Below are 25,310 nucleotides of genomic sequence, written 5' to 3' on the forward strand. Positions count from 1 at the left end.
GTATTTGGCCCCTTTATTCTTGTTTGTTCTACGAACGCTGCAGCTTCTTCGCAAACCGATAGCCCGTAATCATGTAGCCCCGCTTCTTATAGAACTCATGGGCTTCCAGCCGTTCTTCCTTTATCCCGCTATTCAAGTAGATAAAATGCCCGCCTTGCTCCTGCACCCACTGCTCCGCGTGCGCAAGCAACGCCCGGCCGACGCCGCGACCTTGAAACTCCTTCTTCGTGACGAGCGAAGATACTTGCGTTTTAATGTCATTGCTGACGTAGCTGAACTGCATCCTCAGACCGACCATGCCGACTACAGCACCTTCAAGTTCCGCCACGAATGTAAAATAATTCGGACTCCCCTCAATATGCGCCATTCGCAGCCTAATATCCTCAAGCGTCGAACGGCGATCCCAGATCAGCCATCAGCGCGGTGAGCGGTTCCAAATCCGACTCCGACTCATATGGACGAACAAGCACCATTCTGACAACCTCCCCGTTAGATGGTATAGACCATCAGTTCTTCATCGTAGTAGATTCCTCTATACTTAAGCGCTCTGCGCTCCAAGCCGTATACCTCGAACCCCAGCGACAGATATAAGCCTCTCGCCCGTTCGTTACCCGTAACGACCATGAGATTGATTTGCTCCAGCCCGTCCAGCTCGCGACCCCGGTTCAGCAGCTCCTGCAGCAGCAGTCGTCCGACACCTTGCTGGCGTGCGATCGGCGATACATACATCCCCCATACGAAGCCTTTATGCTTCACTTTGACGGACTCTTCCCTCCGAAACCCGACCATGCCGACAAGTTCGCCCGATTCCGTGAACGCTCCCAAAACATACTGATCCTCGCTCGCTTGAATTCGCGCTTTAACCGATTCAATCGGTGTGTCAACCGATGCCTCATACGTCGCACCGAACGCTTCCGGACTGTCAAGCAGCGCTTCCAGCCGTAATCGCCAGTACGCCTCTACATCGTCAGGTGTAATCGTTTTGACCACGATCATAACTTGCCCTCTCCCTCCTAGTGCTGCCATAGATCATGTAATAGCCCTGGCTGTTCCGTAATCCGAATCATCCCTCAAACGTCCTTCCCAATCGTGCGATTCCGGCGGCTATGCTGCTTGATAAGCGAAATTCCTTCCGACATGCTGCCAGAAAGTCGCGAAACCGGTACCCGCCGGCCCGAAAAACACTTCGATGCTGATGCCAAACCACGACGAGCGTACCTTCAAGCAGCACACGATGGGCTAGCCTGTAGGAGCGATTCACAACTGACCATCTGCCCTCACCAAGCTTGCAGAGCGTCTCCGATTGAAACTCGACATGCTTCTCCTCATCTTGCAAAATCTGATCACACAAGTCCTGCAGCGTCTTCGACTTCGTGCTCCGCTCGAGAGCGACATAATAAACCTTAGCGATAATTTCTGCTGTGATCAGCACCATGACAGACAACTCCAAGCCAGCGAATTGGCGCAGTTTGCGAAATACATGATCCACCCAGTGGCCGCGAATGGTCGGCAATTGCTGACCTCTCATAAACCTAGCCAGGTCTCTGGCATGACGCTGCTCCTCACGGATGAAAGCGGCGACCGCCTCGTAATAATCGTGATTCCCGGTTCGCTCGGCATAACGCTTCGCCTGCTGAATAAGATGTTTGCCTTCGGAGCTCTCGCCGAGCTGAAACTGCTGAACGGATTTCTGTATGCACCTTCGCTCAGCCTCCGTCAGCCGATACGAATCCTCCCAATCAATCGCCCTCAAGTTCTGCTGGTTATGTAGAAAATAATGCTTCCAGACCGCAAAATCTATCCTCATCATAGATCCGATGCTCCCGGCTTCCAGCCCATGCGTTGACTCCAATCGCTGGCCCTGCGCATGATGGCCCAGATATAAGGATCTTTCTCATCGACGTAGCGCTGCCGATCTTGAGCGAACTGCGCCATTAGGTTCATTTTCACATTCGCATAGCCGTCTGCTTCATCTTGATGGGCTCTCAGGTAATCGCGGAAAAGCAGGGCGAATTGTTCACCGAAGCTGCCCGCTTCTCGAACATGGATATGCGTGCGCCGCATGCCTGCTCCTTCTCTGAAATAGCGTTTGGTGAGTTCCGGATTATCCGCTCTGAACGTGTAACCCAGCTGTTCAAATCCATTGCGATACAAGTCCACCGGCTCAAGGGAGCGGACCGAAACTTGAATATCGATTACAGGCTTGGCAGCCAGTCCGCGCACCGACGTTGAACCGATATGGTCAATTCGCAGCGCTGTTTCACCAAGTGCCTCGCGCAGTCGCAGTCCAATCTCCTGAAACTCGTTCACCCACGCGGCATCATAAGGAACAACGATGATCGGATCACTCACTGCTGATTGCCTCCCTCGCCGGCAACAACGATGCGAAACCCGCAATTGCCGGTTGAGCTATCCGGCGTATTGGAATTTCGCGCAGCTACCCGGTATCGGTTGCAGTACGATTTGTGGCACAAATAGGAGCCCCCGCGCATCGACCGCGCATGCGTCGGTTTCGTATAATGAGGACTGACCGCCGATGTCACCCGGTGATACGTCGGCGTGAACCAGTCGCTGCACCACTCCCATACGTTGCCGGACATGTTATAAAGCCCGTACCCGTTCGGCTTATACGCATGGACAGGCGCGGTTCCATGATAGCCATCGCTTGCATTATTTTTGACCGGAAACTTCCCCTGCCAAATGTTGCAGAGATGCTCGATATCCGGCTTCAGCAAATCCCCCCACGGGTATCGCCTTTGGACCAGACCGCCTCTTGCCGCATACTCCCATTCCGCCTCGGTCGGCAGTCGCCCGCCGCGCCACGAGCAATACGCTGTCGCATCGTTCCAAGACACATGCACGACCGGATGATCCGCACGATCCAGGATGTTGGAATCCGCTCCTTCCGGCTGTGCCCAATACGCGCCATTAACCGCCAGCCACCATGGCGTGCCTTGCGGTGAACCAGCCGCTGCTTCTCGCGCAGCGTCAGTGGCCAGTAAATGAAACACATAAGACCAACCGAACTTCTCGGCTTCCGTCACATAACCGGTAGCGGTCACAAACTGAGCAAACTGCTCATTCGTAACCGCATAACGAGAGATGTAGAATGCATCCAGCCTCACGTTTCGAATTGGGCCTTCACCATCCTGCGCAAACCCTTCCGCATCATCCGTTCCCATCAGAAATTCCCCTGCGGGGATGAGCACCATATTCTCGTCTGCCTGCGATGACGACGCAAGCTCCGAATCAACCTCCGGTAATCGTTGCTGTTGATCCGCGCTTACGCTGCGCTCGTATGACACAGTCGATTCCGGCGCCACTATAGAAGCATCACCTCTGCTTGCACAGCAGCAGGATTTAAGTTGTTCAGCCATCATGTCATCTCCTTGCATATCGTAATCGGTCTGCCCGTATCGGCACCGTTGTAGACGCTTCCAAGGGAATATTATACAATACCTTTGAGTCTATCGAAACGTTTCTAAGAGGATAGGAGAGATGAAATTTGACCACGAATACTCCGAAACGACCGAACATTCTGTTCATCATGTCAGATGACCATGCCTCCCACGCCATCAGCGCCTATGGGAGCCAAATCAATGAAACGCCGAATATAGACCGCATCGCGGCAGGCGGCATGCGTTTGGATAATTGCTTCTGCACCAACTCGATCTGCACGCCGAGCCGCGCAGCCATCCTAACCGGGCAATACAATCATATGAACGGCGTCAAGACGTTAGCTGACCCGCTCGATGGGCGCATGACGACCTTTCCGAAGCTGCTGCAGAAAGACGGCTACCAAACCGCGATTGTCGGCAAATGGCATCTCGGCCACGGCGGCAACTATGATCCGACCGGATTCGATTATTGGAGCGTCCTTCCCGACCAAGGCGATTATCATAATCCCGTCATGATTGAGATGGGCGTTTCCCAGCAATTTGATGGCTATGTAACGGATATTATTACCGATAAATCTTTGCACTGGCTGAAGAACCGGGATAAAGAACGGCCGTTCATGCTCATGTGTCATCACAAAGCACCGCATCGCAGCTGGGAGCCCAATCAGAAGCATATGCATTTATACGAAGATATCGATATTCCGGAGCCGGAAACCTTTTACGACGATTATGCCACTCGCTCTCAGGCGGCCGTGAATGCTAAGATGCGCATCGAAGATTTGACTGACTTTGATACCAAAGGCGCACCGCCTGCGGGATTAACACCGGAGCAAGAGAAGAAGTGGAAATATCAGCGGTACATTAAGGATTACTTGCGCTGCATTGCCTCCGTCGACGACAACGTGGGCCGATTGCTCGATTATTTGGACGAAGAAGACGAAACCAACGATACGATTATTATCTACACATCCGACCAAGGTTTCTTCTTAGGCGACCATGGCTGGTTCGATAAACGATTTATGTATGAGGAATCCCTGCGCATGCCATTCCTGATCCGTTATCCTCGGGCTATTCAAGCCGGCACCGTGAACGATACCATGATTCTGAATGTTGATTTCGCGCCTACCTTCTTGGACTACGCTGCCCTCCCGATCCCGGAGACGATGCAAGGCCGAAGCTTCAGGTCCGTACTGGACTCCGAAACGCCAGAGGACTGGAGAACCTCGATGTACTACCGTTACTGGATGCATCTTGACGGCGCCCATGAGGTGTACGCCCATTACGGGATGAGGACGCAGCGCTATAAGCTCATCTATTACTACGCCGAGGCGCTCGGCACAACAGGCTCCCGCGACGAATCCATGCCGCCGGAATGGGAATTGTTCGATCTGGCCGAAGACCCGTACGAGCTGCGCAACGTCTACTATTCGCCGGACTATGAGCAGATTGTTAAATCGCTCACGCTTGAGATGGAACAGCTCATGCGCGATGTCGGAGATGAAGCGCTGCACTGACGCAAGACAGACTCTGCCAGAAAGCACAGCTCCGCAAGTCGGAGCTGTGCTTTTTTTGTACTGGAACGTTCTGGGATATTGCAGTATAATCTAGATGCGTATTATGAAACTAAGTTTCACAGAATAAAACTTCAAAAACCAATGCCAGTAACAAGGAGGATCTAACATGTCCTACCAATACGACGGCATCGACCATGTTCAGCTTGCAGCTCCTGAGGGCTGCGAATCAGCGGCTCGCAGCTTCTACACCGATGTGCTTGGCTGGACCGAGCTGCCCAAGCCTGAGCCGCTGCGTCAGCGCGGCGGCGTATGGTTTCAATCCGGCATCCACCAAGTCCATATCGGAGTACAGCGGGATTTTGTTCCTGCAACCAAAGCGCATCCGGCTTTTCACGTTCGCGGCATTCAAGCCTTGCGCGAGCATTTGCAGCACAATCAGATTCAAGTCATCGACGATGAAGCACGGGCCGACGAAGGTGTCTCGCGTTTCTACGTGGCGGATCCTTTCGGCAATCGGCTGGAGTTTCTGGAATGGCAGTAACTGCCGGCTAACGTACTTAAAGAACTTATGTATAGAACGTCATATGCGGCTTCGTGCTTCGGTAATGCGCCAATCGCTCCTCCAGCGTTCCCGTATGAAGCTCGAATTTATGTCCGTCCGGGTCGGTGAAATAGATGGATTGACGATCCTCTATTTCCCTCGACCGGCCCGGCAATATATTCACCCAAAGCGCTTCCAGCTTCCCAAGCCAAGCGTCGAAGTCTGCTTCCGCAATCGTAAAGGCCATATGCGTGTAAGACTCATGAATTTCGTTTCGCGGGATGTCCCGCTCCTCGTTCAAGGCAATCCACAACCCGAATAAGTCAAAATAAGCAAGAGAGCGCCCGACCACGAGCAGCTTGGCATCAAACACCTGCTCATAGAAGGAAATGGATCGCTCTAAACTGCTTACAGAGAAACATAGATGATTCAACCGCTCTAGCTGCATAGCTATCTCCCCCAAGCATAAGAGCTACTGTTGTAAACACGCCTTTAATTTAGCGACGAGTACTTCCTCTTTCAACAAACAATCCGCATACGGCATAATCGCAAAATACGGGAACACCTCTTCGTCCCCTAGTGTGCAAGCATCATACAAAATGCTAATCTCGAACGTTTTGCGCAATTCGCCGCCGGTTGCTTGAACGGCAGCCATTAATGCATCATACAGCTTGCGATTGTCGAAACCCTGATCAAGCGCAAACCTCCCCGCCCAACTGTTCCACCAAGCAAGGAAGGATTGATAGATGTCGAAGTATTGTCGATAACAGTCTTCCTCCTGGACGAACAGCCGCTCGTATACCAGCTCCTGATTCGATTTGAACAAGTTCAAATCATAGAAGGGTTCCTCGGCTAGAAGCGGTGAAGCGACATCCGCCCAGACCTTCGCAAATTCCCTCTCAAATTCAGCTAAGAATGGGATTTCTCTCCCCGATAGATAAGGAAATTTATAACGTTCCTCGCCCTGCCCGCTTCGTTGGTTTACATACAGGTTTTGAATGTACACCAGGAAATTCAAGGTATAGGCCGTATCACTTCTCATATTTACCGACGGCGACATCTCATTCCCACCTTCACTTCGTTATGTACAAGCGAGCTAAGCTTGAAGCTTCGCCAGCAGCTCGGCAAAACGTTCAAACAATTCCTTCGCCCCTGCTTCCATGCCGGATTGAAGAACACCATCACGGGCGGCAAGCGATGGGAAGATCGATTGCTCCGTCAGCTTGGTTTGGCCATCAGGGAGCTCCTCGAAAGTTACTACGATAAGACCGGCTTGTCCCGGCATTCCTTCAAACTCGAATGTCTGCACAAGCCGCTCGGGCGCAACGCTCTCATGATAAACACCGCTAAACGCGTATTCATTCCCTTTGCTGTCATGCTGTACATATCGCCATACGCCGCCTTTTCGGACATCCATCTGGTCGACAGTCGTGGTTAAGTATCTTGGCCCCCACCATTCTGCAATCGTATTCGGGTCGGTATAGGTCTTGAAAACAAGCTCGCGCGGCGCGGCGAACGTAACGCTCATAAAGTACTCTTGTTTACCCGGTTCAGCAATCAATGTAGTTTGGATCATTTTGAGAACAGCTCCTTTGTAGTTGGTCAGGTATTACCTGTTATTAGCATACCGTTCTAGTTGATGATCTTCAACCAATGCAATGGATCTCTTCGTGCTTGCGTATTCGATAATTTGCTTGCTCATGTTGGGATACAGCGTAACGGATCCGAGCTCCTGAAGGCTGACCCAGCGTATCCCCACCTGCATCGGGTCCGGGATATCCGGCAATCTAGGCACAGATCCCTCTTGAATCGTACAGTCAAAAATAAGATTAAGACAAGGTGTCTCCGAATCATACTCCCCCGACTGTCGATGAGGAGCAAACTCGTATACGAACGCGATCGGACCGATATCGATCTCGACATCGGCTTCTTCGCGCAATTCACGAACAAGCGTTTCCGTAACAGATTCCCCCGGCTCGGCTCCTCCGCCCGGGAGGTTATAATGAAGTCGCCCCTTATGCTCGCTGTATTCGATCAGCAGTACATGATTATTTTCAATAATAAGAGCGGTAGGTCTGACTCTAATAGGAAACGACATCTTGCCGCCACCCTTCTATATGGTTTTCCAGCCAATCGCCGATTCCAACAGCAGCTGTTCGCCGATTTGAATTTCTTTGCTCCCGAGTATTTCTCCACCAAGCCTGGTATAGAAATGTAGGGACGGGTTGTCTTTCAATACCCAGAGCATGAGCGAGGAGTAGGATCTAGCTTTCATCGTGTCCAGTGCAGCAGTAAACAATCGTCTGCCGTGGCCTTGCCCCTGCGCTTCTTTCAGCAAATAGATGGCGTACACTTCGGCTTCATAGCCCCAATCCGGCTCGCGGCTCTTCCCAGCATCGACAAAACCGATAATACGTCCATTCGCTTCTTCGGCTACGAGTGTAATTTGATCAGGATTCGGATTATTAAATGACCATATCCAGTTGCGCGTACGACCTTCCAATGTCAACCCGGCCAGATAAGAATCGGACACCAAACCGGCATACGTTGTCCGCCAGCTATCCAAATGGACCTTGGCGATTCCTTCACTGTCATCAATTGAGGCTTCACGAATGTTCATTCGACCCACCAACCTCTTCGGAAATAAATAGACCATTACCAAGTTTGGTAACGGTAATTTGCACAGTTAGAAAATAATCGGATCCTGCATTCGAGCCCACTGCATGATAGGCTTTTGTTCATCGTTTAGAGCGATTGTTCCAACCATGACCTCTTCGGACTGACGATGAGCGAAGTAATGCTGCAGCATGAAATGAATGATTTGGGAGGTTCGGAGTTTCAACAGCTCCGCCTCTTCGACCCACAGCAGCTCGCCTTCCTCAGAAGGCACGCATTGCCTATCGCTTGTCCGTCCAAAATAGACGAACTGCTGCCGAATCTCTCCATCCTTCACACGCAGCAACACATACCTGAGCTTCAAATCATGAATATTTTGCTCCGGAATTCCCGATTCCTCCTGAACCTCGCGGAAGCAAGCTGACTTCGGGTCATTAAGCTCACTTGGCTCCAGATGCCCGCCTAATCCGGAATAAAACTCATGCTGGTAGAGCCTGCTGCTTGTTTTCTTCATGATCAAGACATGATTGTCATAAAACAAGAACACCGTTGCCATTTGCCTTAGCTCCATGGGGACTTCCTCTCTCGATCATCCTATCTGCCTCGCGCCTGCCAAAGTTCATTCACGAGATCTTTCGGACTTCGTAGTTTACGATAATCACTTTGCACATAAGTGTTGAACCAGAAGGCATGATACACGCGCATTCCCGCTCGTGATGCCCCTTCCAATTCATTGGAGCCACCGTCACCGACGAATACACATTCTTCAGGCTTTACATGCAATCGCTCACAAGCGATCTCATAGATTCTAGCATCCGGCTTGCTGCATTTGGCGTCAAAAGAGAACACAACATCATCGAAGAACGCCGATATCGGGGAATCGGGCCAATAGGTCACTTCTTCTTCCGTGCAGTTACTTATCAAACCGAGCTTGAGTGGATGGCTGCGAAGCTCCGTCAACAGCTCAATAATCTCACTTTGAATTGCATGGAAGGGGAGCTTCTTCTCTTCTTTTCTGGCTTGGTACAGATATTGAATAGAATCCTCATTGATCTCCAGGTTTCTTGCGAGCGCAATATCTCTGAGCACTTCCCCATAAGAAACAAAATGCCCATTCATGCGCTTCTCCTGGCGAAGACTCCACTCTTTCTTAAAGTCTGCGTTTGAGATGCCCAGTAACGTACTGTAATCATAGTTCCGATTCGACACTCTCTTGCCCTGCTCAAATTCAGTAATTAAGGTTTCAAACAAATCGAAGAATACAGCTTTAACGGTCAAGTGATCGCCTCCAAACTAAGCGCCGTAATGAACGTCAACATGATATTGTCCTCCCTGATCGTTTAATCAGCTGCCTCCCTACAGAAGCTCAATCAGTTCACTGAGTTGATCAATCGTATGTAAGGGCTTGGCCTTCAAATCATCCTTCCAGCTATGCTTGCCCCTTATCCATATTGTTCGCATCCCAGCCATTGAAGCTCCTTCAATATCATTGATCGGATGGTCGCCAACATAAATGCATTCTTCTGCTGGAACTTGAAGTTTGTTGATCGCCATTTGGAAAATCCGCACATCCGGCTTCTTCACTCCTGCCTCTTCGGACACAAGAATGAACTCAAAAGCATCCCGAATACCCAATTGGTCTAACTTTCCATACTGGACGGCATTTCTGCCATTGGTGATTAACCCAGATCGGTAATTCTTTCGTATGTGTGAGAGGACATCCGTGGCTTGATCCATTAAGATGGCATGTTTGATAAACTCACGTTTATAGTAATCTGCCAAATCCGCATGGGTGAGCTTCTCTCGCCATGGCAGTTCTGCAATTAGCTCTGCAAATAACACATTTCTATCCTTGTAGCCATCTAGATCCAGTTCCATCATTCGGTCATAAACAGGCTTAGTCGATTCAAGGTGATTGAAATAATGACCCAGGAACGAATGCGTAAAGTCGCTAAACATCCGGGTTCGATCCAGTATCGTATTATCCAAATCAAAAATGACAGCTTTAATCGGCTTCTGCATACGTGCCTCCCTGCTCGAATTCGCGTCCTTTAAGTACCTCAAACTCCCTCACACTTCGGCCATCTGAGAATGTCGCTGAGTAAGCAAATTAGATAACATTCTTCTACATGCGCTTCGGACTTTCATAAAGCTACACGCCGCTAAGCAATTAATACAAGATTTCATACTGATCAATCTTCTCTTCCTTGAAGACAGCTTTCGTATGTGTGATCGCATCCGCGAGTCGTTGAATCGTGAAGCTGGAAATCGGCCTCGGCAGCGCTTCCAGATTGAAGAATCCATACTGATCAATTTCCGTATTATCTACGCGTATGGTTCCAATATAGTGATCTGCCTTAAATGTGTAAATGTATCGGTTCTTATGCGGTTGATAATAGAGCCCGGACAGCTCCATGTCGCGAACGCTAATACCGGCTTCTTCTTGCAGCTCCCGCTCGGCCGCATGCCATGCGGATTCGCCATCTTCGACCATGCCGCCGGGAATGGACCATTTCTTCTTCCCATATGTTTGACGAACCAGCAGTACTCTGTTCTGCTCATCGATGATAATGATTCCTGAAGCATCCTGACCTTTTGGCATGGAATCCCTCTTTTCAAACTTCATGTTTTTCATATCGTCCCGCTCACTCCTACTCCGTCATCAGTCTCTCCAGCATTTCCTTAAGCGTACTTCCGATTTCAACTTCCTTCCCATTGTTAATTGAGGTCCCGCCTTCCGTATACCCGCTAAACTGATCAATCCAGCCGACATTTCCTGAAGTGCCGGCATGCCTTGTGGTGATGACGAAGTGTTTGCCTAGTTGCTTTGTACTCCTACTCTCAGTTTCCGGAGCGCCCTTAAGCTCCATATATATCTGCCGAATCTCATCCGGATCGGTAACGACTACGGTTTTCCAACCTTTATCTATATCTGCGATTTCCATTACCACGGATTTGGGATAATGCCACCAATTGTACAACGTCACATTATCGCGATGAAACGTCAATGGGTTGAATAAATACAGGGAGTGAATAAACAAGGTGACTGCGAGAAGTGTCACAACAACAACCGACACGAGAATACGCAACACTCGCTTAGAACGCATGCCCGAACGCTTTCTCGAATAACGAGCGGGTAAGGGCTTCGAACTGAGAATTTGACTCATAGTACACCTCCCCTATTCCATTGGGAGTAAACCTCATTGTTTTCACATCCCCTTCAAACAAGCTGATGCCAAACACATAACCTGTTCTCGGCTCTTGATTATCATCCGGTTTCAGCCTAAGATCCTTTACCTGATTGATCCACTGCGATATCGTGTCCTTATCTTCCACAGTTGCGTGTTCCCCTGAGGAACCATTCAAGAGCTCGATTCTTGTAACCTTTGATATATCCCCAGAATAAGCCTCCGCTAAAGTAATCGCATGTAATTTCCCTGAGCTTCCGCCCAAATGCATCTGACACCCAGCCAAGAAAATAACCAAGAAAAACACCGTTATTCGCTTCATGTTGTAACCTCCGACCTTGGTAAATTGTAAATGGTTTCTATATCCTACCAACGTCATGATCTGCAATAATGTTTCACAGCTGCCTGCCCTCTCTCGCTTCCCTACCAATATCGAATCTTATTCATGCGAGACAGGACAGCGCAAATCAAATAGAGGATGCAGCACACGCCAAACAGGACATACATACTGGAAGAGAATAACATAAAAAGGCTAAACGGAACACTCCAAAGAAACGCAGCGAGCATGAGGATGACCCGAGATTGCAATAATCCAATGCCAAATAAACAAGCAGGCAGAACTAACATCAGAAAAGAGTGGGTAGGGTCAATCTTGTTCATCCCCTCGAAGTAAGGATCCTTCCAAACTAACACCAGCCAAAGCACAGTCGTGAAGATGGATGCGGCATAACCGACGATTTCAATATACGGATTCGTTATCTTGTTCAACACGCTGCTCCACCTCCAGTGGGATCATCTAGTTTATATCTCTATCCTAAACGAAACTCACCAGCTTCGGACTTAATTCATTCTAAAATCTTACTTTTTTATAAAATTACATACAATTTTGCCCATAAAAAAGCAACCCCTACATTACTTGTAGAGATTGCGTTAGAAGTCCTATCGATTAAGATAATGTACGTAATGCACTCGAAGTAAAAGGCAGCAGTTCATCTTTTTTGCCTTCCTTGATTTTGCGTGGCCATTCTGGGTCAACCAGAATAGCCCTGCCTACAGCAACTAGATCAAATTCTTCCTTTCCCAGATGGTCCAGCACTTTGTCGATACTTTCATTACCGGAACTTTTCCCTGCAAAGGAACCGAGAAACTCACCGTCAAGTCCAACGGATCCGACTGTAATCGTCGGTTTTCCGGTTATTTTCTTGACCCATCCAGCCAGATTAAGCTCGGATCCTTCAAACTCCGGTTCCCAGAATCGGCGTGTAGAGCAATGGAATATATCAACGCCGGCGTCTACCAATGGCGCTAAGAACTGTGCAAGCTCATCTGCATTGGCAGCCAATTTATAATTATAATCCGTAACCTTCCATTGCGAGATTCGCAGACAGATAGGGAAATGAGGACCTACCGCAAGACGACAGGCTGCAATGATTTCAGCCGCGAATCGTGTGCGTGCTACAAGGCTTCCCCCATATTGATCCGTACGCTGGTTTGTTTTCTCCCAGAAAAACTGATCGATTAGATAACCGTGGGCGCCATGAATTTCAATCCCATCAAACCCAAGTCTCTTCGCATCCGCAGCTCCCTGGGCAAAAGCCTCAACAATATCAGTGATCTCCGCTTGCGTCAACGGTTCATTTACTTGAACACCTTCAGCAGTTAGTCCTGACGGACCAACGGGTAGTGCATTCACATTAGGAAGATTGCCGATTTGACGTACTGTACCTTGATGCCATAGTTGTGGAAATATAAGGCCGCCTGCGTCATGCACATCTTGGACAACTTGGGCCCAGCCTTGCAACGCTGCTTCACCGAAGAAGCTAGGATAATTGGGACTGCTTGACGCAGCGGGATGATTAATTAGCGTGCCTTCCGTAATGATTAATCCTACGCCGCCTTCAGCTCTGCGACGGTAATAGTCGGCCACATTCTGTCCCGGCACTCCATCAGGAGAGAACCCCCTCGTCATCGGTGCCATTACGATCCGATTCGGTAAAGTCAGATTTCCCAGCTTAAATGGCGTAAATAACACTTCCATATCCGTTGGTTGGTTAGATAAGTTCGTTTGCGTCATGGTAGTCCTCCTTATTATTAATTACCGTCCGGTGAGTCCAACACTTCATCCAGCTTGCCCGAGTAATACAGAATAGCTCGCTTATAATCGCGAATACCCGCATCCTTGGTCGTTTCAGCAAGCTCTCTCATCATGATTGCCATCGCCCCGCTGTAATCCTTCAAGTTGTACAGCACCATCGCATAGAAGACGTGAAGCTCTCGACACTCCGGAAATTCGGAGAGTCCCTGCTCGAAGATTGCTTTAGCCTCCGCGTACTGTCCTAACACTCGAAATGTGCTGCCAAGGCCCAGATAAGCGCCTTGTCTGTCTTTGCCAGAGATTCCAAGCGCCAGTGCCTGCCGGTAATAGGGTACCGCTTCTCGTTCGAGCTCCAAAACATCATGTGCCCATGCGCACTGATACCATACTTGCGGATTGTCTATGTCCTTCTTCACCAATTTAAGCAGCAGCTGACGCGCCTCTTCTAATTGCCCCGCCTCTCGCAGCGCAATGGCTTGATACAGCCCATCCATTCCTTAAGCCCCCCTTGCTTGCCAATATCGAAAAGAACCATAAACCGTGAGCAGAAATAGGACATATATACCTGCCACAAGCAGCAGCGATTGCCAATCCCCCGAAATGTGATCACCGATGAATGCAAATATCAGCATCGCCGGTATTTTGCCGAATAAAGTGGCAAGCATGTAGGGCAAGAATGGGAGCGCTGCAACGGCTGCATACAAATTCACTGCCGTTTGCGGCAGAATCGGCATCAACCTTGCAAGCAGAATGGATCGGAACGGGTGCCGCTCCACCATCGCCGTCCAGCGATCAGTCAGTTTATAACGCCGCAGCAGCTCTCGCCCTCGCTCACGAAGGGCGTAACGGAACAACCCATACATGAAGAGCGCAGCAAGCCATGCACAGAGTAGGCTAAGCAGTGCGCCAAGCAAAGGACCGTACAGAAATCCCATCGTTCCGATGACAACACTGAACGGGACGATGGGTATGCATGCAAGCCCGGTAACAAGCAGCATGATCAACAGAAGCGGCGCATCCCCTTCTTTCATCCAACTCAGAAGCTCGGTTTTGTTATACCAAACAATCGCAATAATTAAAGCATACCCGCCGATAACCAACACGCGCTTCAACGTATCTACACCTGCTTTCTATTCGCGATTATCGCATATTCGATTTGCAGGTTGCAAGAAATGGTAATCTAGTTGCAAGCACAAAAAAACACCCATAGAGTCGCGGCATCAACTACCGGCTTCTCAATAGGTGTCTTCTTAGCAGTTCCAATGTTACAAGCGTTAGAATACTTTGCGCATATTCACATGCGGAATATTGGCGTCAAGGAATGGCTCTTCGGATTCCGTCACATAACCCAGCTTCTGATAAAAGCCTTCAGCCGTACATTGCGCACCTAAGATGGACGACGTATAGCCACTCGCGCGAGCATCCTGCTCCATCACTTCAATCAGCTTCTTACCGATTCCGTGCCCACGGTAGGGCAGCAGAACGGCAATGCGCTGCAGCTTTGCAACGCCAGGCTCGTATTCTTTCCATCTTCCTGCTGCGATGGCTTTGCCATCATCCTTCACGACAAAATGATGACAGGCTTCAGGTGAATCATCGTATTCATCCCGCTCCAAATCCGCAGGCACCTTCTGTTCATCCACAAACACTTCGAATCGTACGGCAATCGCTTCTTCTAACAAATCAGGAGTAGTAGCTCTTATATAATCCACGAATAAGACCTCTTTCACATTTATAAAGTATGAACCGGCGTGTTGTCAGAAGACCTTGTACCTGGAACATCGTAGTATTGTGCCGCTTCTTCATCCAGAAACGGACTTCGTGTGCTGCCTACCGCAAACAGATGCAGCTCATGCATCGCGCGTGTACATACGGTATAGAACAATCGGCGTTCGCTCTCCCTCGTATAGCCGGAAGAGGCGGCAGATGCATCATACACCAGAACCGCATCAAACTCCACCCCTTTGGCAAGGTAGGATGGAATGACGACAATGCCTGGCTCGAAGGTCGTTGTTTCTTTTGCAATCAACCTGACCTTACCATCATCGCGAAGTGCATCGTAAGCGATCGAGCTTTGAACCGCTGTCTTGCAAATAACGGCAATCGTCTGGCTGCCTTCTGCCACCAGGTCAACGATGCGAGCCTTAAGGCGACGATGCAAATCCTCATAATCAGCCGCTACCGTTAAAGTCGGCCGATTGCCATCCCGATTGAAAGGCTGGATTTCATTGCCCCCGGGAATGAGCTGGCTTGTAAATTCCACGATGGGACGCGTGGAGCGGTAGCTTCGCTTGAGCACCACCGTTTCCGTTTCTTCCTGCGGGTACAGGGCTGCAAGCGCGGCAAAACCAGTGTTCTCATCCGATGCTGCATGGGCATTAATCGATTGATTCAGATCACCAAGCGCGGTTACACGGCTAAACGGAAACAACCTCTTCAAATACGCAAATTGGAAAGCCGTATAATCCTGCGCCTCATCCACAAGGATATGACGGACTGATGTATTCGTTTGGAATCCACGAATACGCTCGATAACGTATAAGAACGGCGTAGCATCCTCATACGCCATGGTCCGATTTTGCAGCCGCATTGTCGTTTGCTTACATATATCCGTCCATTCCTGGGGCAATGACTTGCCAATGGAGTCAGACAATTTCGCTGCGAATGTCGGATCACTGAACAGCTTCACATAAGCAGCTTTCAAATCGACAAAAGCAAGCTTCCGTACGCGCGCGCGAATGGGCTTAAACTGCTCTTGAACGACATAGTGGCCGAGCAGCTCTCGTTCCCGATCGAAATCGTCGAACGTATCTTCTCTGTTCTTCCGATTTTGGCGCTTCAAGCTTTGGTGAGCCTTGTTATACGTTTCTTTATCCAGCAGCTCAACGGCTTCGTCCACCCACTCCTCTTCCAGAGCAGCTTGCTGACGCTCCTTCAATAAACCGAGCAGCCATTCCGCAACGAGGCGAAGCCGGTTCGGAATCGCGATAGAGCCATCGATCGCATAGAAGTAGTCACTAATCTGATCCGCCGAAACAAGCAGTTCATCTCGAAAAGCAACATCGCGGAACTTCAGCCCTTCTTCCGACAGAACACCTAGATACCGCTCAATAATCGCGACAAAGTCACTCGATGCTTTGAAGCGAATACCCGCCATCCGGGCTTGATAACCGGCCTCCTGCTCCGCCGTAAGAGCATATTCCAGCTGTGCGTATGGATTTTCCAGCTTGAATGATTTCCCCATTCGTATCGCTAAGTATTCTTGAAAAGTCGTTTGCTGCATGTTCTCTTCACCAAGCTCAGGCAATACCGTCGAAACGTAGCTGTTGAACATCGGGTTCGGCGAGAACAGCACGATTTGATCGGCGCTCAGTGTTCCACGGAACCGGTACAACAGATAAGCCACGCGCTGCAGCGCTGCAGAAGTCTTACCGCTTCCCGCCGCACCTTGAACGAGCAGCAGACGGCTGCGCTCATCTCGGATGATCCGATTCTGCTCCCGCTGAATCGTGCCGACGATGCTCTTCATGGCTGCATCCGACTGTTTGCCCAGCACCTCTTGCAGCAGCTCGTCGCCGATTGTCACACCTGTATCGAATAAGCTGCGGATCTCCCCGTCCCGTATGACGAACTGACGTTTCAGTTTCAGCTCCCCGTGAACCGTTCCCATAGGTGTCTCCACCTGAGCCGGACCCGGGGGATAATCGTAATAGAGACTCGCAATGGGCGCACGCCAATCATAAATCAGATAATCCTCATCCGCAGCATCACGAAGCGATGCAATGCCGAGATATACTTGATCGACACTCTCGCCATCCTCTTGAAAATCAATCCGTCCAAAATATGGCGACGACTTCAGCTTCCTCAGCGTCTTAAGCTGCATCGCAGCTTGACGATGCGTCCGTTCACGCTCCGAGAGAACCTCTGCCTGTTGCTTCAAGCTCGCAAAGGATTCCGCCATTTCAACCGAATCCTCGAAGTTGACGGTTACTTCATCCCAGAAGTTTTTGCGAATATCGACCATTTCTTCTCTTGTATCCGCTGTTTGTTGTTCCAGCGTTTCAATCCGCTGCCCGATCTGTTTGACGACCGAGGCTACGCGATCTTGTTCTGACTTCCATACCTCATCTTGACTCAACCTAAACCCATCCTCTCTTGAGATAAAATCAACCCGCCTAAGTATCAGCAGAGCCGCTGCCGATTTCATCTTCAGCCTGTAGAGAAAGATACGATGCATATCATACATCATCGAGACGCCGAACAGAACAATGTCTTTTGCTATTACTATTATAGAATTAATCAGGTTCCTGCGACAGCCGTATCTTCTTCTATGTATACACAAGAACTCCCTTCACTACAAGTGCTCTGACATCTGCACCTGCAGCGGAAGGAGTTCGGGTTCGTTATTTCCCTGCGCCTGTTGTTTGCTTGCCGAATACTTTGGCTTCCTTCTGCGCCTCTGCGATCGCCTTCTCCTTAATGGAGGCAGCCTGATCGGGCTTTGCGGCCATGCCTTCTACGAAGATGCCTTTGAAATCCGTAATGCCGATGAACTGCATGATCTTGGACAAATGCCTATGCCCGCTTTCGAAATCCATAGCCGGACCTTCCGTATAAATGCCACCGCTGGCCTGTATATGAATAGCCGATCTGTCCGGGAGAAGACCAACAGGACCTTCCGACGTATATTTGAACGTCTTGCCCGCAACACAGATCGCATCAATATAGGACTTCATAATCGGCGGATAGGAAAAGTTCCACATCGGCGTAACAAACACATACTTGTCCGCCGCAACAAACTGATCCGACAATTCGCCCAGCCGTGCTACCTTCTGCTGCTCCTCCGAACTCAGCTTATCAAAGCTGCTCCCGCCCCCAAGCTTGCCCCAACCGCTGAACACATCCGCATCGATATTGGGGATTTGCGTGTTGTAGAGATCCAAATGTTCGACCTCGTCCTGCGGGTGAGATTCTTTGTAGGAATCGATGAATGCTTTACCGACAGCCATACTGTACGAAGCCTGGTGATCATGAGGATGAGCCGTAATATACAGAAGCTTTGCCATAAAGTAGTGATCCCTGCCTCTTCGTTAGATTGAAGAACACGCTGATTAGAGTGTACCGGCTAGGGACGAACGATGTATGACAAAGCGCTGCATGTCAGTAAGTCTTATTGGATACAATGTCAAAAAGTGCGTGAATATTAGGGTCAACTGCGCGTTTGCGTTTGTGCTTCATCGACACGCGAAAGCATAAGTCCACTAATGAACAAGATGACCGACCCCAAATAAAACATCAAATCAAGCGTGAACAAATCAATGAGGAATCCGCCGGCTATGACTGCGACGCCTGAGAATAGGGATACGCCGACATGATAACGCCCGATTTGCTCGCCGCGGCGACCTTCTTCAGTCAGATCGGCGAGATAAGCCTTCTCGCAGGTCCGCTGCATCGCGCTAAACGCCCCCATCGCAATTTGCAGTGCATAAACCTGCCAAATGCTTGATACGAGTGGGAAAATAAGAAACAATATCGCAGTTCCCCAGGCGCTTAACAGCAGAAATAGTTTGCGGCCGTATTTGTCTGAGGATTTGCCGAACCACCAATTCAAATAAGCGGAACAAAGCGTAAACAACCCATAGGCGATGCCGTATTGCGTGAAGTCTCCGCCGATCTCCTTTACAAAGATCAGATAGAACGGGAACACAATCCCGGAGCCGAACGTCATCATACTTTGCGACAGCATCATCAAACGCATCGTCTTCGTCATTTGGCATACCTCGCGTAGAACTCATTTTGGAATAGCAGCCCCGGATCTGCTCGCCGTTTGGCTTCAAAGAATATGTCCGTCATCGGATAAGCAGCTCGAAGCTGATCCCCATTCGCAAATAACTGATAAGGCAAGTAGTAGGTCCCGTCATTGCGCAGGGCTAAATCGATCAATCTCCGAGTGGATGCGGCAAGCTTCTCTACCTCGGCCGCGGAGCGTTTATTATTGAAGAGCAGCACAAATGCAAAGCTGTCGTGCTTCGCATACGAGAGCGTGGACTCTTCGTTCCGTGGTACATAACGAACCGTAATATTGAGCAAATTAAGCTCATCCTCGCGCATAATGGACCGCATCCCGTCGACAAACGGCTTAAAGCGATCAATCGGCACAAAGTACTCCTGCAGTAAATCCGTTCGCTGCGTATCCGCATATTCCATAAACTTGGCTGCCGGTCGCATCGCGTTGTTTCGGGAGATCAGGTCGCCGTCACTAAGGAGATACCCTTTCTTCTGCAGCTTCCAAACTAGTTCCTTGCCCCATTCCCATTTGCGCGACAAACCAAATACGAACTTCGTAACCCCTATGCTGGCAAAATTCTCTTCATGAAGCTTTCGTAGATTATCGTTTAATGGCTCCTTCGTCCGCTCATACGTAGTGACGAACATGTCGGTCAGATAGGAATCTGGTGACACGGACAAACGTGCAATCGCCATTGCGATTGAAGGTTGCTCCAGTACCTGTTTCTTAAATAAATCCGGGAATGCCTCATAATGAATTGGCACCACATGCTGCCTATACACTTCATCCTCTGTCAAATCCAGCGTCACATCCAAGATAACGCCGAACAAGCCATAGCCGCCAATGACATTCGCGAACAGTTCCGGCTCTTCTGCTCTACTCACTTGTACAATATCGCCATCTGCATTCATCAGACGAAAAGATTTAACGGACTCAATAAATGGACCCTCGTGGATATCCCGCCCATGTGCATTCACGCTCATTGTGCCGCCTACTGTGAACAGATTTTGCGATTGCATAATTCGAAGCGAGAGGCCATGCGGATTCAGCGCCTTTTGAATTTGCTCCCAAGCAGCGCCGGTCTCTACGGTTATTTCTTTGTTCTTCTCGTCTAACCGAATAATGCGATGATAGGGCTTCATATCAAGCACAATTGCGTTCTCTATGTAGGTTTGACCGCCTTGGCTGTGATTGGCTCCTGACACCGAGATCGGCAGCCCTCTTCGCTTCGCTTCCTCAAGTGCATCCTTAATATCTGCTGTATCTTTCACGTGAATCGTCTTGTAAATTCGAACCTCCATGAGTCGACTCACATTACTCGCAAACTCATCATCCTGTGTATGGAGACGAGCGAGGATTGATCCGGCCAGCAAACAACCGTAGATGAGGACAACTAGGGGTATAAAAGGCCGAATACGAAGCTTTCGAATAGGCTTGGCAGGTTCGATTTCGATCAGACCATCACCTCCACTTGCTTCATAATCACTTGAATAAATTGCTGTGCAGCAGGCGGCGGCGCTTCCCCTTCCCTCGTATACAGCACGATTGGATTGCGCAGGTCCACGCCTTCCACTTCAACTCGGGACAGCTCGCCGCGCATGACGGCTCGTTTCGCTTCAAGCGAAGACACGAATGCTACGCCAAGTCCGGCAGCAGCGGCATGAAGGGATTCATGTACACCGTTCACCTGCAAGGCAGCTCTAGGCAAATTCGTTCCTTGAACGCGGCATAACGAGAGCAATCTATCGCGCGCTGCGCTTCCGGGTTCGCGCATGATGAACGGCTCTTCCATCAATGTTGCATAAGCTTGTCGCTTCCCCGCATAACGGTGATTCGGCGCGACTACGAACCAGAGCTCATCTTCCAGAAGCAGCTTCCGTTCCAGTCCCTGGCGAGACTCTCCGCCGCCGCCAATGACAGCGATATCGGCTTTATAATGCTGAAGTGCCGTAAGTGCATCACTTGCGTTCAGTGTCTGTATGGCCACTTGGACAGCGGGGCAAGCGGCTCTGTAGGAAACCAATTGTTCGGGAAGCAGGAAGTTCGCAGGCAAGGAGGTTGCCGCAATGCGAAGCTCTCCTGCTTCACCGGAGCAGTAGAGGTCGAGATCGCGCATGATCTCATTCTGAAGCGCGAATACCTTAGCCGCGTGTTTAGCCAGCCGCTCGCCTGCTTCGGTGAGCAGAATTCCTCTTCCTTTAGGCGCTAACAGCGTGAGTCCAATTTCTGCTGCCATATTGCGCACATGCGCGGTAACCGCAGGCTGGCTGATACGAAGAATTTCAGCCGCCCTCGTAACGCTGCCTGAAGCAGCGACATGGTGAAAGACAATAAGTCCATACAGGTTCATCGTTTCGTTGGAGCCTCCCTATTGAGACAGAGCTAACCTAAGCGTATCTATATCATAACTATTAATTATGATTACCATAAAACTCTGTATTGGAATTATTAATCATTCCAATTTATTGTATGAAGTATGAAGCGGCTTCACAAGCGAACAAACATTAAAGAACAGCTAAAGGGAGGCAGGATGATGCAGGCAGCTTGTATATCTTGCGGTGACCAGGTGATGCTGGATCGTAAACCGATGCATTATCATTGTGGGTTATGCGGGGGATTACTGCGAATCGTTCATGATTTTCGTCAGGTGGATTCTGCGCGATTGAAGCGTATATTCGATGAGCGGCGAGGGATGCGAAACTGCACCACAGCCAGCGGCGTGTGGCGGTATAAGGAGCTCATTGCTCCGGAGCTGCCGGACACCGCAATTGTGACCAGAAACGAAGGCAATACGGGGTTGTACGAACCAGCAACGGTAAGGGAGTTTGCCGGTATTCGCCGTCTGTACTTGAAGGCTCAGAGCGAGAATCCGAGCGGCTCCTTCAAGGACAACGGGATGGCAGTTGCCGTGTCGCATGGCAAGTGGCTCGGTTATTCTACCTTCGCCTGCACCTCAACCGGAAATACTTCTTCGTCACTGGCTATGTATGCGGCAGCAGCTGGCATGCAGGCGATGGTTCTGGTTCCAAGCAATGAGGTGTCACCGAATAAAGTGCTGCAAACCCTTGCGTATGGGGCTGCGCTGAATACGTTCAACGGCACCTATGACGATGGAATTGTGTGGTTAAGCGACAACGCTGAGCTGCAAAGCATGTATGTGTGCAATTCCATTAATCCCTTGCGAATCGAAGGTCAGAAAAGCATTATTTTCGAGCTTGCCCATGATCTCGATTGGAAGCTCCCTGACTGGATCGTCCTGCCTGGAGGCGCACTAAGCAACGCAGCCGCACTGGGACAAGGATTGCATGATCTGTACACGCTGGGGTTCATTGACCGACTGCCTAGAGTAGCCGTCATTCAAGCAGAAGGAGCAAGTCCCTTCCATCGCATGGTCGCAGCCTCCCTTCGGACGCTCACACCGGAGCTGAAGCCTTCGACGCGGGCATCCGCGCTCAATATCGGCAATCCGCCTAGCTGGCTCAAAGCGCTGCGATTGCTCGATATGACAGAAGGCATAACCGCAGCGGTCAGCGATGCGGAGATCATGGAGGCCAAAGCCCATATCGACCGCAGCGGCATCGGCTGCGAACCCGCTTCCGCCGCGGCCGTCGCCGGGCTGCGCAAGCTCGTTCGTGAAGGCGTCATCGCGCCGGAAGAAACGGCGGCATGCATCCTCACCGGCAGCATGCTCAAGGATACCGATGCTATCCGCGAATATCATATCGATGGAAAACTGAGCGCCGCCCCGCACCTTCGAAACGTAATCCGCTCCGTTACACTCGGCCGCAGCGGCAATGGCCTAGTGGTGTAGACAAATAGGCTGAGCGGCAATCTCCGCTCAGCCTTCTGTTTCCACTTATTTTGACCAATCCTGTTTTTTTAGCGTGTAAGTATTGAATCGCTCATCTTCGATTTCAATGATACTCTGGAATGCGAATCCGCATTTATTGATGACCTTATTCGAAGGTTCATTTTGCAGAAGCGCTAGTGCATTCAACACCTCTACATCGGTTTGCTCAAACAAGTACTCAATTAACCCTTGTGCCGCCTGCGTCGTATACCCATTACCCCGATGATCCTTCGATATCGCATACATAATCTCTCGGTTAGGAGCGGGCAGCTCATCCTTTATGCCCGTGCAGCACCAGCCGATAAGCTCTCCCGATTCTTTATGAATAATGGCCAAACGCAGACGCAATTCGCCGATGGTACCACCTTCGTCTGATACGGCACGTAGAAATGCTAGGTTCTCTGGCAGCTCGTAGTTGATGAACCAATCTTCCCGCTGTTCACGGGGTACATTCCAGCCCGGAAGGAACTCATAGATCTCCGGCTGCCAGGTCAGCGCATGAAATGACTCCAAATCTTCAGCTATAAATTCTCTTAATAAGACGTCCTTGCAATCAATCGTAAATAAGTTCATTCTTACACTCCCGCAGCTTGAATAATCAGCATTTGATTGGCATTTCGTTGGAACTCATACCTTGTAGCTTGAACCTCATAGCTCCAGCCCATCTCTTGAATATAGCTTAGCACTTCGTCCACAAACTCAGATCGTTCACTCGTTTGATCGACGAGTGGGAATATACGAATTTCGCTTCTCGTTACCCTCATAAGCTCGGCAAGAGTAGCTTTGTGGAAGCCGAGATCCAATCGATCTGCATACATAAATAAGAAATGCGCCGATAACGTCACATCGAATTGCTTATCTGCAAACGGCAATTGAGGTAATGTTGCAGCCACATAACGCTGCGGATTTGCAATCATATCGGTCGTGAAATCTAGTAAAGCTTTCGATCTCGTAGCATGCAGCTCATCCGAAGACTTGAAGTAGTCCCACTTGTAATTTTGTTTTACTTTCTCGATGTGCGCAATTCCGTGTTCCAGATCTTGAAGCCCTTTCTCTTTGAGCGATTGGACGGGATGATAATAGGCAATATCCGCGGCTGTGACGTCTCCACCGAGCTGATTAGCGATCGCAGTAAACGAGCACGCGCCGGACGGACAATCCAATATCTTTTTATCCATTAGATCTTCCTTTGTCAGGTTGAAAATATCGCTATATTCTTCAAACGTTCTTCCGATGAAAATAATGCGTTCAAGATCGAGTCCTACATTTGTGTTCGACATGGCGGATTCGCTCGCTTTCTTAGCGCTTTATTAACGCTTCCTCTGTATTTGATTTAATTTGTTGATGGTCCATCCTGTTAGAAAGGAGAGTTGAAGCGAAACGATGATGCCAATAATAATCAACAATCCTTCGTCCGCAGAAAATTGAAAGATGACTGCAAGAATCATGAACAAAATGACAGTAATCACAACGGAAAGGAGAAAATAACCGAATGTATAGGATTTCATTTTCCCAACCTCATAGGTATTGGCTTCCCCACACCGTAGTTCTTGATCGTCTGCCCTATGGTTTCATTGTTCTTCTCATCCCATACGAAACTTAATTCGAACGTTCCCGGTTCAAAGAACAACGGAAACCTTCGCTTGAACCAATCCTGCATTGGCAGCTTCAACGCTTCATCGATTTCCACCCATAACAGCTCCCCTTCCGGTGGATTGCTGAGCAGTTCTCCCTCATACGAAGTGGCCAAATAATTAAATACCATATACCGCAAGCCTTGATCAGGATCGCAAAACTCTTCCAGCCCTTTATAAATGATGTCTTTAATAATCAGACCCGTCTCTTCTCTCACTTCTCGAATGGCTCCATCAACGATACTTTCCGGAAAATCAACCTTGCCTCCCGGAGCTATGTAGCCAGGAAATCCGCGTTTATCGGGGCGATTCATTAACAGCACTTTCGTTCCGTCCTGCACCATACACATCGTATAGATCTTGTGTGTGACCTTCGCTGGCAACTGATTCACCCCATTTAGTCCGGCTGTTCGAGCCTCAATAGTTGTATTCCATAATACTTTTCTTTCTCTGATACAACGAACTATCTTCCGGACTTCATATCTCTCAGCTTCTGGTTTATATCATCTAGCGACCTTTGAATGGAATCCATTCTTCGAAGTGCGGAATGTTGATTATTCCTAATCCCAATATATCCAAAGGCAACAATTACAATAATGATAAGAATAATAATCATTTGTTTCTTCCTCTCTAATTCCGTGCTGTACGGTTACTTCATTGGCACATGATAAGTCCGTTCCCATCCA

Annotated in this window: 33 protein-coding genes; 3 read left to right on the forward strand and 30 right to left on the reverse strand. The window is 49.5% G+C overall.

All coding sequences use genetic code 11. The features are described 5' to 3' along the window. Window positions 1-28 precede the first annotated feature (28 nt). The 5 genes from BLW29_RS03630 to BLW29_RS03650 all read right to left on the reverse strand — a co-directional run bounded on the left by BLW29_RS03630 (window position 29) and on the right by BLW29_RS03650 (window position 3,377). Window positions 29-367, reverse strand: a complete 339-nt coding sequence (locus BLW29_RS03630) for a GNAT family N-acetyltransferase (protein ID WP_090976267.1) — start codon at window positions 365-367, stop codon at window positions 29-31. A 122-nt stretch (window positions 368-489) separates the two neighbouring features. Then, window positions 490-996 carry a GNAT family N-acetyltransferase gene (locus tag BLW29_RS03635; protein ID WP_090976269.1) on the reverse strand — a complete coding sequence of 169 codons (507 nt, stop codon included), beginning with the start codon at window positions 994-996 and terminating at the stop codon, window positions 490-492. A 67-nt stretch (window positions 997-1,063) separates the two neighbouring features. Next, window positions 1,064-1,810 carry a ferritin-like domain-containing protein gene (locus BLW29_RS03640; RefSeq protein ID WP_090976271.1) on the reverse strand — a complete coding sequence of 249 codons (747 nt, stop codon included), beginning with the start codon at window positions 1,808-1,810 and terminating at the stop codon, window positions 1,064-1,066. Beyond that, window positions 1,807-2,352, reverse strand: coding sequence for a GrpB family protein (locus BLW29_RS03645; RefSeq protein ID WP_090976273.1), 546 nt, complete (start codon window positions 2,350-2,352; stop codon window positions 1,807-1,809). The genes BLW29_RS03640 and BLW29_RS03645 overlap by 4 nt, the downstream gene beginning before the upstream one ends. After that, complete coding sequence (locus BLW29_RS03650) at window positions 2,349-3,377, reverse strand: formylglycine-generating enzyme family protein (RefSeq protein WP_371264667.1); 1,029 nt, start codon at window positions 3,375-3,377, stop codon at window positions 2,349-2,351. Before BLW29_RS03650 ends, BLW29_RS03645 begins: the two co-directional genes overlap by 4 nt. Window positions 3,378-3,505: 128 nt before the next feature. Here BLW29_RS03650 and BLW29_RS03655 point away from each other — a divergent pair, with 128 nt between their 5' ends. Together BLW29_RS03655 and BLW29_RS03660 are read left to right on the forward strand one after the other, a co-directional pair. Beyond that, a complete protein-coding gene (locus BLW29_RS03655; protein WP_090976277.1) occupies window positions 3,506-4,912 on the forward strand; it encodes a sulfatase family protein in 1,407 nt (468 codons plus the stop codon). A 166-nt stretch (window positions 4,913-5,078) separates the two neighbouring features. Beyond that, window positions 5,079-5,453 (forward strand): VOC family protein, encoded by a 375-nt coding sequence (locus BLW29_RS03660; RefSeq protein WP_090976279.1) that lies wholly within the window; start codon window positions 5,079-5,081, stop codon window positions 5,451-5,453. A 25-nt stretch (window positions 5,454-5,478) separates the two neighbouring features. On the opposite strand, the gene fosB is transcribed toward BLW29_RS03660, so the two are convergent. The 21 genes from fosB to BLW29_RS03765 all read right to left on the reverse strand — a co-directional run bounded on the left by fosB (window position 5,479) and on the right by BLW29_RS03765 (window position 21,490). Further along, window positions 5,479-5,901, reverse strand: a complete 423-nt coding sequence (fosB, locus tag BLW29_RS03665; protein ID WP_090976281.1) for a metallothiol transferase FosB — start codon at window positions 5,899-5,901, stop codon at window positions 5,479-5,481. A gap of 24 nt (window positions 5,902-5,925) precedes the next feature. Then, the gene (locus BLW29_RS03670; RefSeq protein ID WP_090976283.1) at window positions 5,926-6,513 is read right to left on the reverse strand and encodes a hypothetical protein; all 588 of its coding nucleotides are present in this window, start codon (window positions 6,511-6,513) and stop codon (window positions 5,926-5,928) included. A gap of 36 nt (window positions 6,514-6,549) precedes the next feature. Continuing rightward, complete coding sequence (locus BLW29_RS03675) at window positions 6,550-7,029, reverse strand: SRPBCC family protein (protein WP_090976285.1); 480 nt, start codon at window positions 7,027-7,029, stop codon at window positions 6,550-6,552. 33 nt (window positions 7,030-7,062) lie between these two features. Continuing rightward, window positions 7,063-7,551, reverse strand: coding sequence for an NUDIX domain-containing protein (locus BLW29_RS03680; RefSeq protein ID WP_090976287.1), 489 nt, complete (start codon window positions 7,549-7,551; stop codon window positions 7,063-7,065). Between the two features lie 15 nt (window positions 7,552-7,566). Continuing rightward, window positions 7,567-8,073, reverse strand: coding sequence for a GNAT family N-acetyltransferase (locus tag BLW29_RS03685; protein ID WP_090976289.1), 507 nt, complete (start codon window positions 8,071-8,073; stop codon window positions 7,567-7,569). A gap of 66 nt (window positions 8,074-8,139) precedes the next feature. Then, window positions 8,140-8,640: an NUDIX domain-containing protein gene (locus BLW29_RS03690; protein WP_090976291.1), complete on the reverse strand. Its 501-nt coding sequence runs from the start codon at window positions 8,638-8,640 to the stop codon at window positions 8,140-8,142. A 23-nt stretch (window positions 8,641-8,663) separates the two neighbouring features. Further along, a complete protein-coding gene (locus BLW29_RS03695; RefSeq protein ID WP_090976293.1) occupies window positions 8,664-9,347 on the reverse strand; it encodes an HAD family hydrolase in 684 nt (227 codons plus the stop codon). Between the two features lie 78 nt (window positions 9,348-9,425). Next, the gene (locus BLW29_RS03700; RefSeq protein ID WP_090976295.1) at window positions 9,426-10,091 is read right to left on the reverse strand and encodes an HAD family hydrolase; all 666 of its coding nucleotides are present in this window, start codon (window positions 10,089-10,091) and stop codon (window positions 9,426-9,428) included. 148 nt (window positions 10,092-10,239) lie between these two features. Continuing rightward, window positions 10,240-10,671, reverse strand: a complete 432-nt coding sequence (locus BLW29_RS03705; protein ID WP_177186480.1) for an NUDIX domain-containing protein — start codon at window positions 10,669-10,671, stop codon at window positions 10,240-10,242. A gap of 49 nt (window positions 10,672-10,720) precedes the next feature. After that, a complete protein-coding gene (locus tag BLW29_RS03710) occupies window positions 10,721-11,176 on the reverse strand; it encodes a hypothetical protein (RefSeq protein WP_090976299.1) in 456 nt (151 codons plus the stop codon). Further along, on the reverse strand, window positions 11,166-11,579 hold the full coding sequence (locus tag BLW29_RS03715; protein ID WP_090976301.1) for a hypothetical protein: 414 nt from the start codon (window positions 11,577-11,579) through the stop codon (window positions 11,166-11,168). The genes BLW29_RS03710 and BLW29_RS03715 overlap by 11 nt, the downstream gene beginning before the upstream one ends. Before the next feature lie 101 nt (window positions 11,580-11,680). Continuing rightward, window positions 11,681-12,028, reverse strand: coding sequence for a hypothetical protein (locus BLW29_RS03720; RefSeq protein ID WP_090976303.1), 348 nt, complete (start codon window positions 12,026-12,028; stop codon window positions 11,681-11,683). Window positions 12,029-12,203: 175 nt separating this feature from the next. Further along, complete coding sequence (locus tag BLW29_RS03725) at window positions 12,204-13,331, reverse strand: NADH:flavin oxidoreductase (protein WP_090976305.1); 1,128 nt, start codon at window positions 13,329-13,331, stop codon at window positions 12,204-12,206. Window positions 13,332-13,348: 17 nt separating this feature from the next. Then, window positions 13,349-13,846, reverse strand: a complete 498-nt coding sequence (locus BLW29_RS03730) for a tetratricopeptide repeat protein (RefSeq protein ID WP_090976307.1) — start codon at window positions 13,844-13,846, stop codon at window positions 13,349-13,351. 3 nt (window positions 13,847-13,849) lie between these two features. Next, on the reverse strand, window positions 13,850-14,455 hold the full coding sequence (locus BLW29_RS03735; protein ID WP_256208381.1) for a TVP38/TMEM64 family protein: 606 nt from the start codon (window positions 14,453-14,455) through the stop codon (window positions 13,850-13,852). Window positions 14,456-14,626: 171 nt separating this feature from the next. After that, entirely contained in the window at window positions 14,627-15,064 is a 438-nt protein-coding gene (locus BLW29_RS03740; RefSeq protein WP_090976311.1) for a GNAT family N-acetyltransferase, read from the reverse strand. A gap of 20 nt (window positions 15,065-15,084) precedes the next feature. Further along, on the reverse strand, window positions 15,085-17,490 hold the full coding sequence (gene helD, locus BLW29_RS03745; RefSeq protein WP_256208294.1) for an RNA polymerase recycling motor HelD: 2,406 nt from the start codon (window positions 17,488-17,490) through the stop codon (window positions 15,085-15,087). A 265-nt stretch (window positions 17,491-17,755) separates the two neighbouring features. After that, window positions 17,756-18,418, reverse strand: coding sequence for an FMN-dependent NADH-azoreductase (locus BLW29_RS03750; RefSeq protein ID WP_090976313.1), 663 nt, complete (start codon window positions 18,416-18,418; stop codon window positions 17,756-17,758). A gap of 143 nt (window positions 18,419-18,561) precedes the next feature. Next, window positions 18,562-19,122, reverse strand: coding sequence for an MFS transporter (locus tag BLW29_RS03755; RefSeq protein ID WP_256208295.1), 561 nt, complete (start codon window positions 19,120-19,122; stop codon window positions 18,562-18,564). Then, on the reverse strand, window positions 19,119-20,441 hold the full coding sequence (locus tag BLW29_RS03760) for an FAD-binding oxidoreductase (protein ID WP_090976315.1): 1,323 nt from the start codon (window positions 20,439-20,441) through the stop codon (window positions 19,119-19,121). Before BLW29_RS03760 ends, BLW29_RS03755 begins: the two co-directional genes overlap by 4 nt. 152 nt (window positions 20,442-20,593) lie before the next feature. Beyond that, window positions 20,594-21,490, reverse strand: a complete 897-nt coding sequence (locus BLW29_RS03765) for a LysR family transcriptional regulator (protein ID WP_090976317.1) — start codon at window positions 21,488-21,490, stop codon at window positions 20,594-20,596. Window positions 21,491-21,673: 183 nt separating this feature from the next. Between BLW29_RS03765 and thrC the strand changes: the two genes are divergently transcribed. After that, complete coding sequence (gene thrC, locus BLW29_RS03770) at window positions 21,674-22,951, forward strand: threonine synthase (RefSeq protein WP_090976319.1); 1,278 nt, start codon at window positions 21,674-21,676, stop codon at window positions 22,949-22,951. A gap of 45 nt (window positions 22,952-22,996) precedes the next feature. On the opposite strand, the gene BLW29_RS03775 is transcribed toward thrC, so the two are convergent. Genes BLW29_RS03775 through BLW29_RS03790 form a run of 4 tightly spaced genes read right to left on the reverse strand, consistent with a single transcriptional unit; the run spans window position 22,997 to window position 24,974 of the window. After that, the gene (locus BLW29_RS03775) at window positions 22,997-23,563 is read right to left on the reverse strand and encodes a GNAT family N-acetyltransferase (protein ID WP_090976321.1); all 567 of its coding nucleotides are present in this window, start codon (window positions 23,561-23,563) and stop codon (window positions 22,997-22,999) included. A 2-nt stretch (window positions 23,564-23,565) separates the two neighbouring features. Then, window positions 23,566-24,270 carry a class I SAM-dependent methyltransferase gene (locus BLW29_RS03780; protein ID WP_090976323.1) on the reverse strand — a complete coding sequence of 235 codons (705 nt, stop codon included), beginning with the start codon at window positions 24,268-24,270 and terminating at the stop codon, window positions 23,566-23,568. Between the two features lie 30 nt (window positions 24,271-24,300). Further along, window positions 24,301-24,498: a hypothetical protein gene (locus tag BLW29_RS03785; RefSeq protein ID WP_090976325.1), complete on the reverse strand. Its 198-nt coding sequence runs from the start codon at window positions 24,496-24,498 to the stop codon at window positions 24,301-24,303. Next, on the reverse strand, window positions 24,495-24,974 hold the full coding sequence (locus BLW29_RS03790) for an 8-oxo-dGTP diphosphatase (RefSeq protein ID WP_090977096.1): 480 nt from the start codon (window positions 24,972-24,974) through the stop codon (window positions 24,495-24,497). The genes BLW29_RS03785 and BLW29_RS03790 overlap by 4 nt, the downstream gene beginning before the upstream one ends. Window positions 24,975-25,310 lie beyond the last annotated feature (336 nt).

Origin of the sequence: Paenibacillus sp. CF384, from assembly GCF_900106745.1 — a bacterium.
Taxonomy (GTDB): domain Bacteria; phylum Bacillota; class Bacilli; order Paenibacillales; family Paenibacillaceae; genus Paenibacillus_Z.

Excerpts from the sequence above, each read along its gene's own strand:
- BLW29_RS03630 (WP_090976267.1), bottom strand. The coding sequence starts at position 367 with ATGGCGCATATTGAGGGGAGTCCGAATTATTTTACATTCGTGGCGGAA.
- BLW29_RS03635 (WP_090976269.1), bottom strand. The coding sequence starts at position 996 with ATGATCGTGGTCAAAACGATTACACCTGACGATGTAGAGGCGTACTGG.
- BLW29_RS03640 (WP_090976271.1), bottom strand. The coding sequence starts at position 1,810 with ATGATGAGGATAGATTTTGCGGTCTGGAAGCATTATTTTCTACATAAC.
- BLW29_RS03650 (WP_371264667.1), bottom strand. The coding sequence starts at position 3,377 with ATGGCTGAACAACTTAAATCCTGCTGCTGTGCAAGCAGAGGTGATGCT.
- BLW29_RS03660 (WP_090976279.1), top strand. The coding sequence starts at position 5,079 with ATGTCCTACCAATACGACGGCATCGACCATGTTCAGCTTGCAGCTCCT.
- fosB (WP_090976281.1), bottom strand. The coding sequence starts at position 5,901 with ATGCAGCTAGAGCGGTTGAATCATCTATGTTTCTCTGTAAGCAGTTTA.
- BLW29_RS03670 (WP_090976283.1), bottom strand. The coding sequence starts at position 6,513 with ATGTCGCCGTCGGTAAATATGAGAAGTGATACGGCCTATACCTTGAAT.
- BLW29_RS03675 (WP_090976285.1), bottom strand. The coding sequence starts at position 7,029 with ATGATCCAAACTACATTGATTGCTGAACCGGGTAAACAAGAGTACTTT.
- BLW29_RS03680 (WP_090976287.1), bottom strand. The coding sequence starts at position 7,551 with ATGTCGTTTCCTATTAGAGTCAGACCTACCGCTCTTATTATTGAAAAT.
- BLW29_RS03685 (WP_090976289.1), bottom strand. The coding sequence starts at position 8,073 with ATGAACATTCGTGAAGCCTCAATTGATGACAGTGAAGGAATCGCCAAG.
- BLW29_RS03690 (WP_090976291.1), bottom strand. The coding sequence starts at position 8,640 with ATGGAGCTAAGGCAAATGGCAACGGTGTTCTTGTTTTATGACAATCAT.
- BLW29_RS03700 (WP_090976295.1), bottom strand. The coding sequence starts at position 10,091 with ATGCAGAAGCCGATTAAAGCTGTCATTTTTGATTTGGATAATACGATA.
- BLW29_RS03705 (WP_177186480.1), bottom strand. The coding sequence starts at position 10,671 with ATGCCAAAAGGTCAGGATGCTTCAGGAATCATTATCATCGATGAGCAG.
- BLW29_RS03710 (WP_090976299.1), bottom strand. The coding sequence starts at position 11,176 with ATGCGTTCTAAGCGAGTGTTGCGTATTCTCGTGTCGGTTGTTGTTGTG.
- BLW29_RS03715 (WP_090976301.1), bottom strand. The coding sequence starts at position 11,579 with ATGAAGCGAATAACGGTGTTTTTCTTGGTTATTTTCTTGGCTGGGTGT.
- BLW29_RS03725 (WP_090976305.1), bottom strand. The coding sequence starts at position 13,331 with ATGACGCAAACGAACTTATCTAACCAACCAACGGATATGGAAGTGTTA.
- BLW29_RS03730 (WP_090976307.1), bottom strand. The coding sequence starts at position 13,846 with ATGGATGGGCTGTATCAAGCCATTGCGCTGCGAGAGGCGGGGCAATTA.
- BLW29_RS03750 (WP_090976313.1), bottom strand. The coding sequence starts at position 18,418 with ATGGCAAAGCTTCTGTATATTACGGCTCATCCTCATGATCACCAGGCT.
- BLW29_RS03755 (WP_256208295.1), bottom strand. The coding sequence starts at position 19,122 with ATGACGAAGACGATGCGTTTGATGATGCTGTCGCAAAGTATGATGACG.
- BLW29_RS03760 (WP_090976315.1), bottom strand. The coding sequence starts at position 20,441 with ATGGAGGTTCGAATTTACAAGACGATTCACGTGAAAGATACAGCAGAT.
- BLW29_RS03765 (WP_090976317.1), bottom strand. The coding sequence starts at position 21,490 with ATGAACCTGTATGGACTTATTGTCTTTCACCATGTCGCTGCTTCAGGC.
- thrC (WP_090976319.1), top strand. The coding sequence starts at position 21,674 with ATGCAGGCAGCTTGTATATCTTGCGGTGACCAGGTGATGCTGGATCGT.
- BLW29_RS03775 (WP_090976321.1), bottom strand. The coding sequence starts at position 23,563 with ATGAACTTATTTACGATTGATTGCAAGGACGTCTTATTAAGAGAATTT.
- BLW29_RS03780 (WP_090976323.1), bottom strand. The coding sequence starts at position 24,270 with ATGTCGAACACAAATGTAGGACTCGATCTTGAACGCATTATTTTCATC.
- BLW29_RS03785 (WP_090976325.1), bottom strand. The coding sequence starts at position 24,498 with ATGAAATCCTATACATTCGGTTATTTTCTCCTTTCCGTTGTGATTACT.
- BLW29_RS03790 (WP_090977096.1), bottom strand. The coding sequence starts at position 24,974 with ATGTGTATGGTGCAGGACGGAACGAAAGTGCTGTTAATGAATCGCCCC.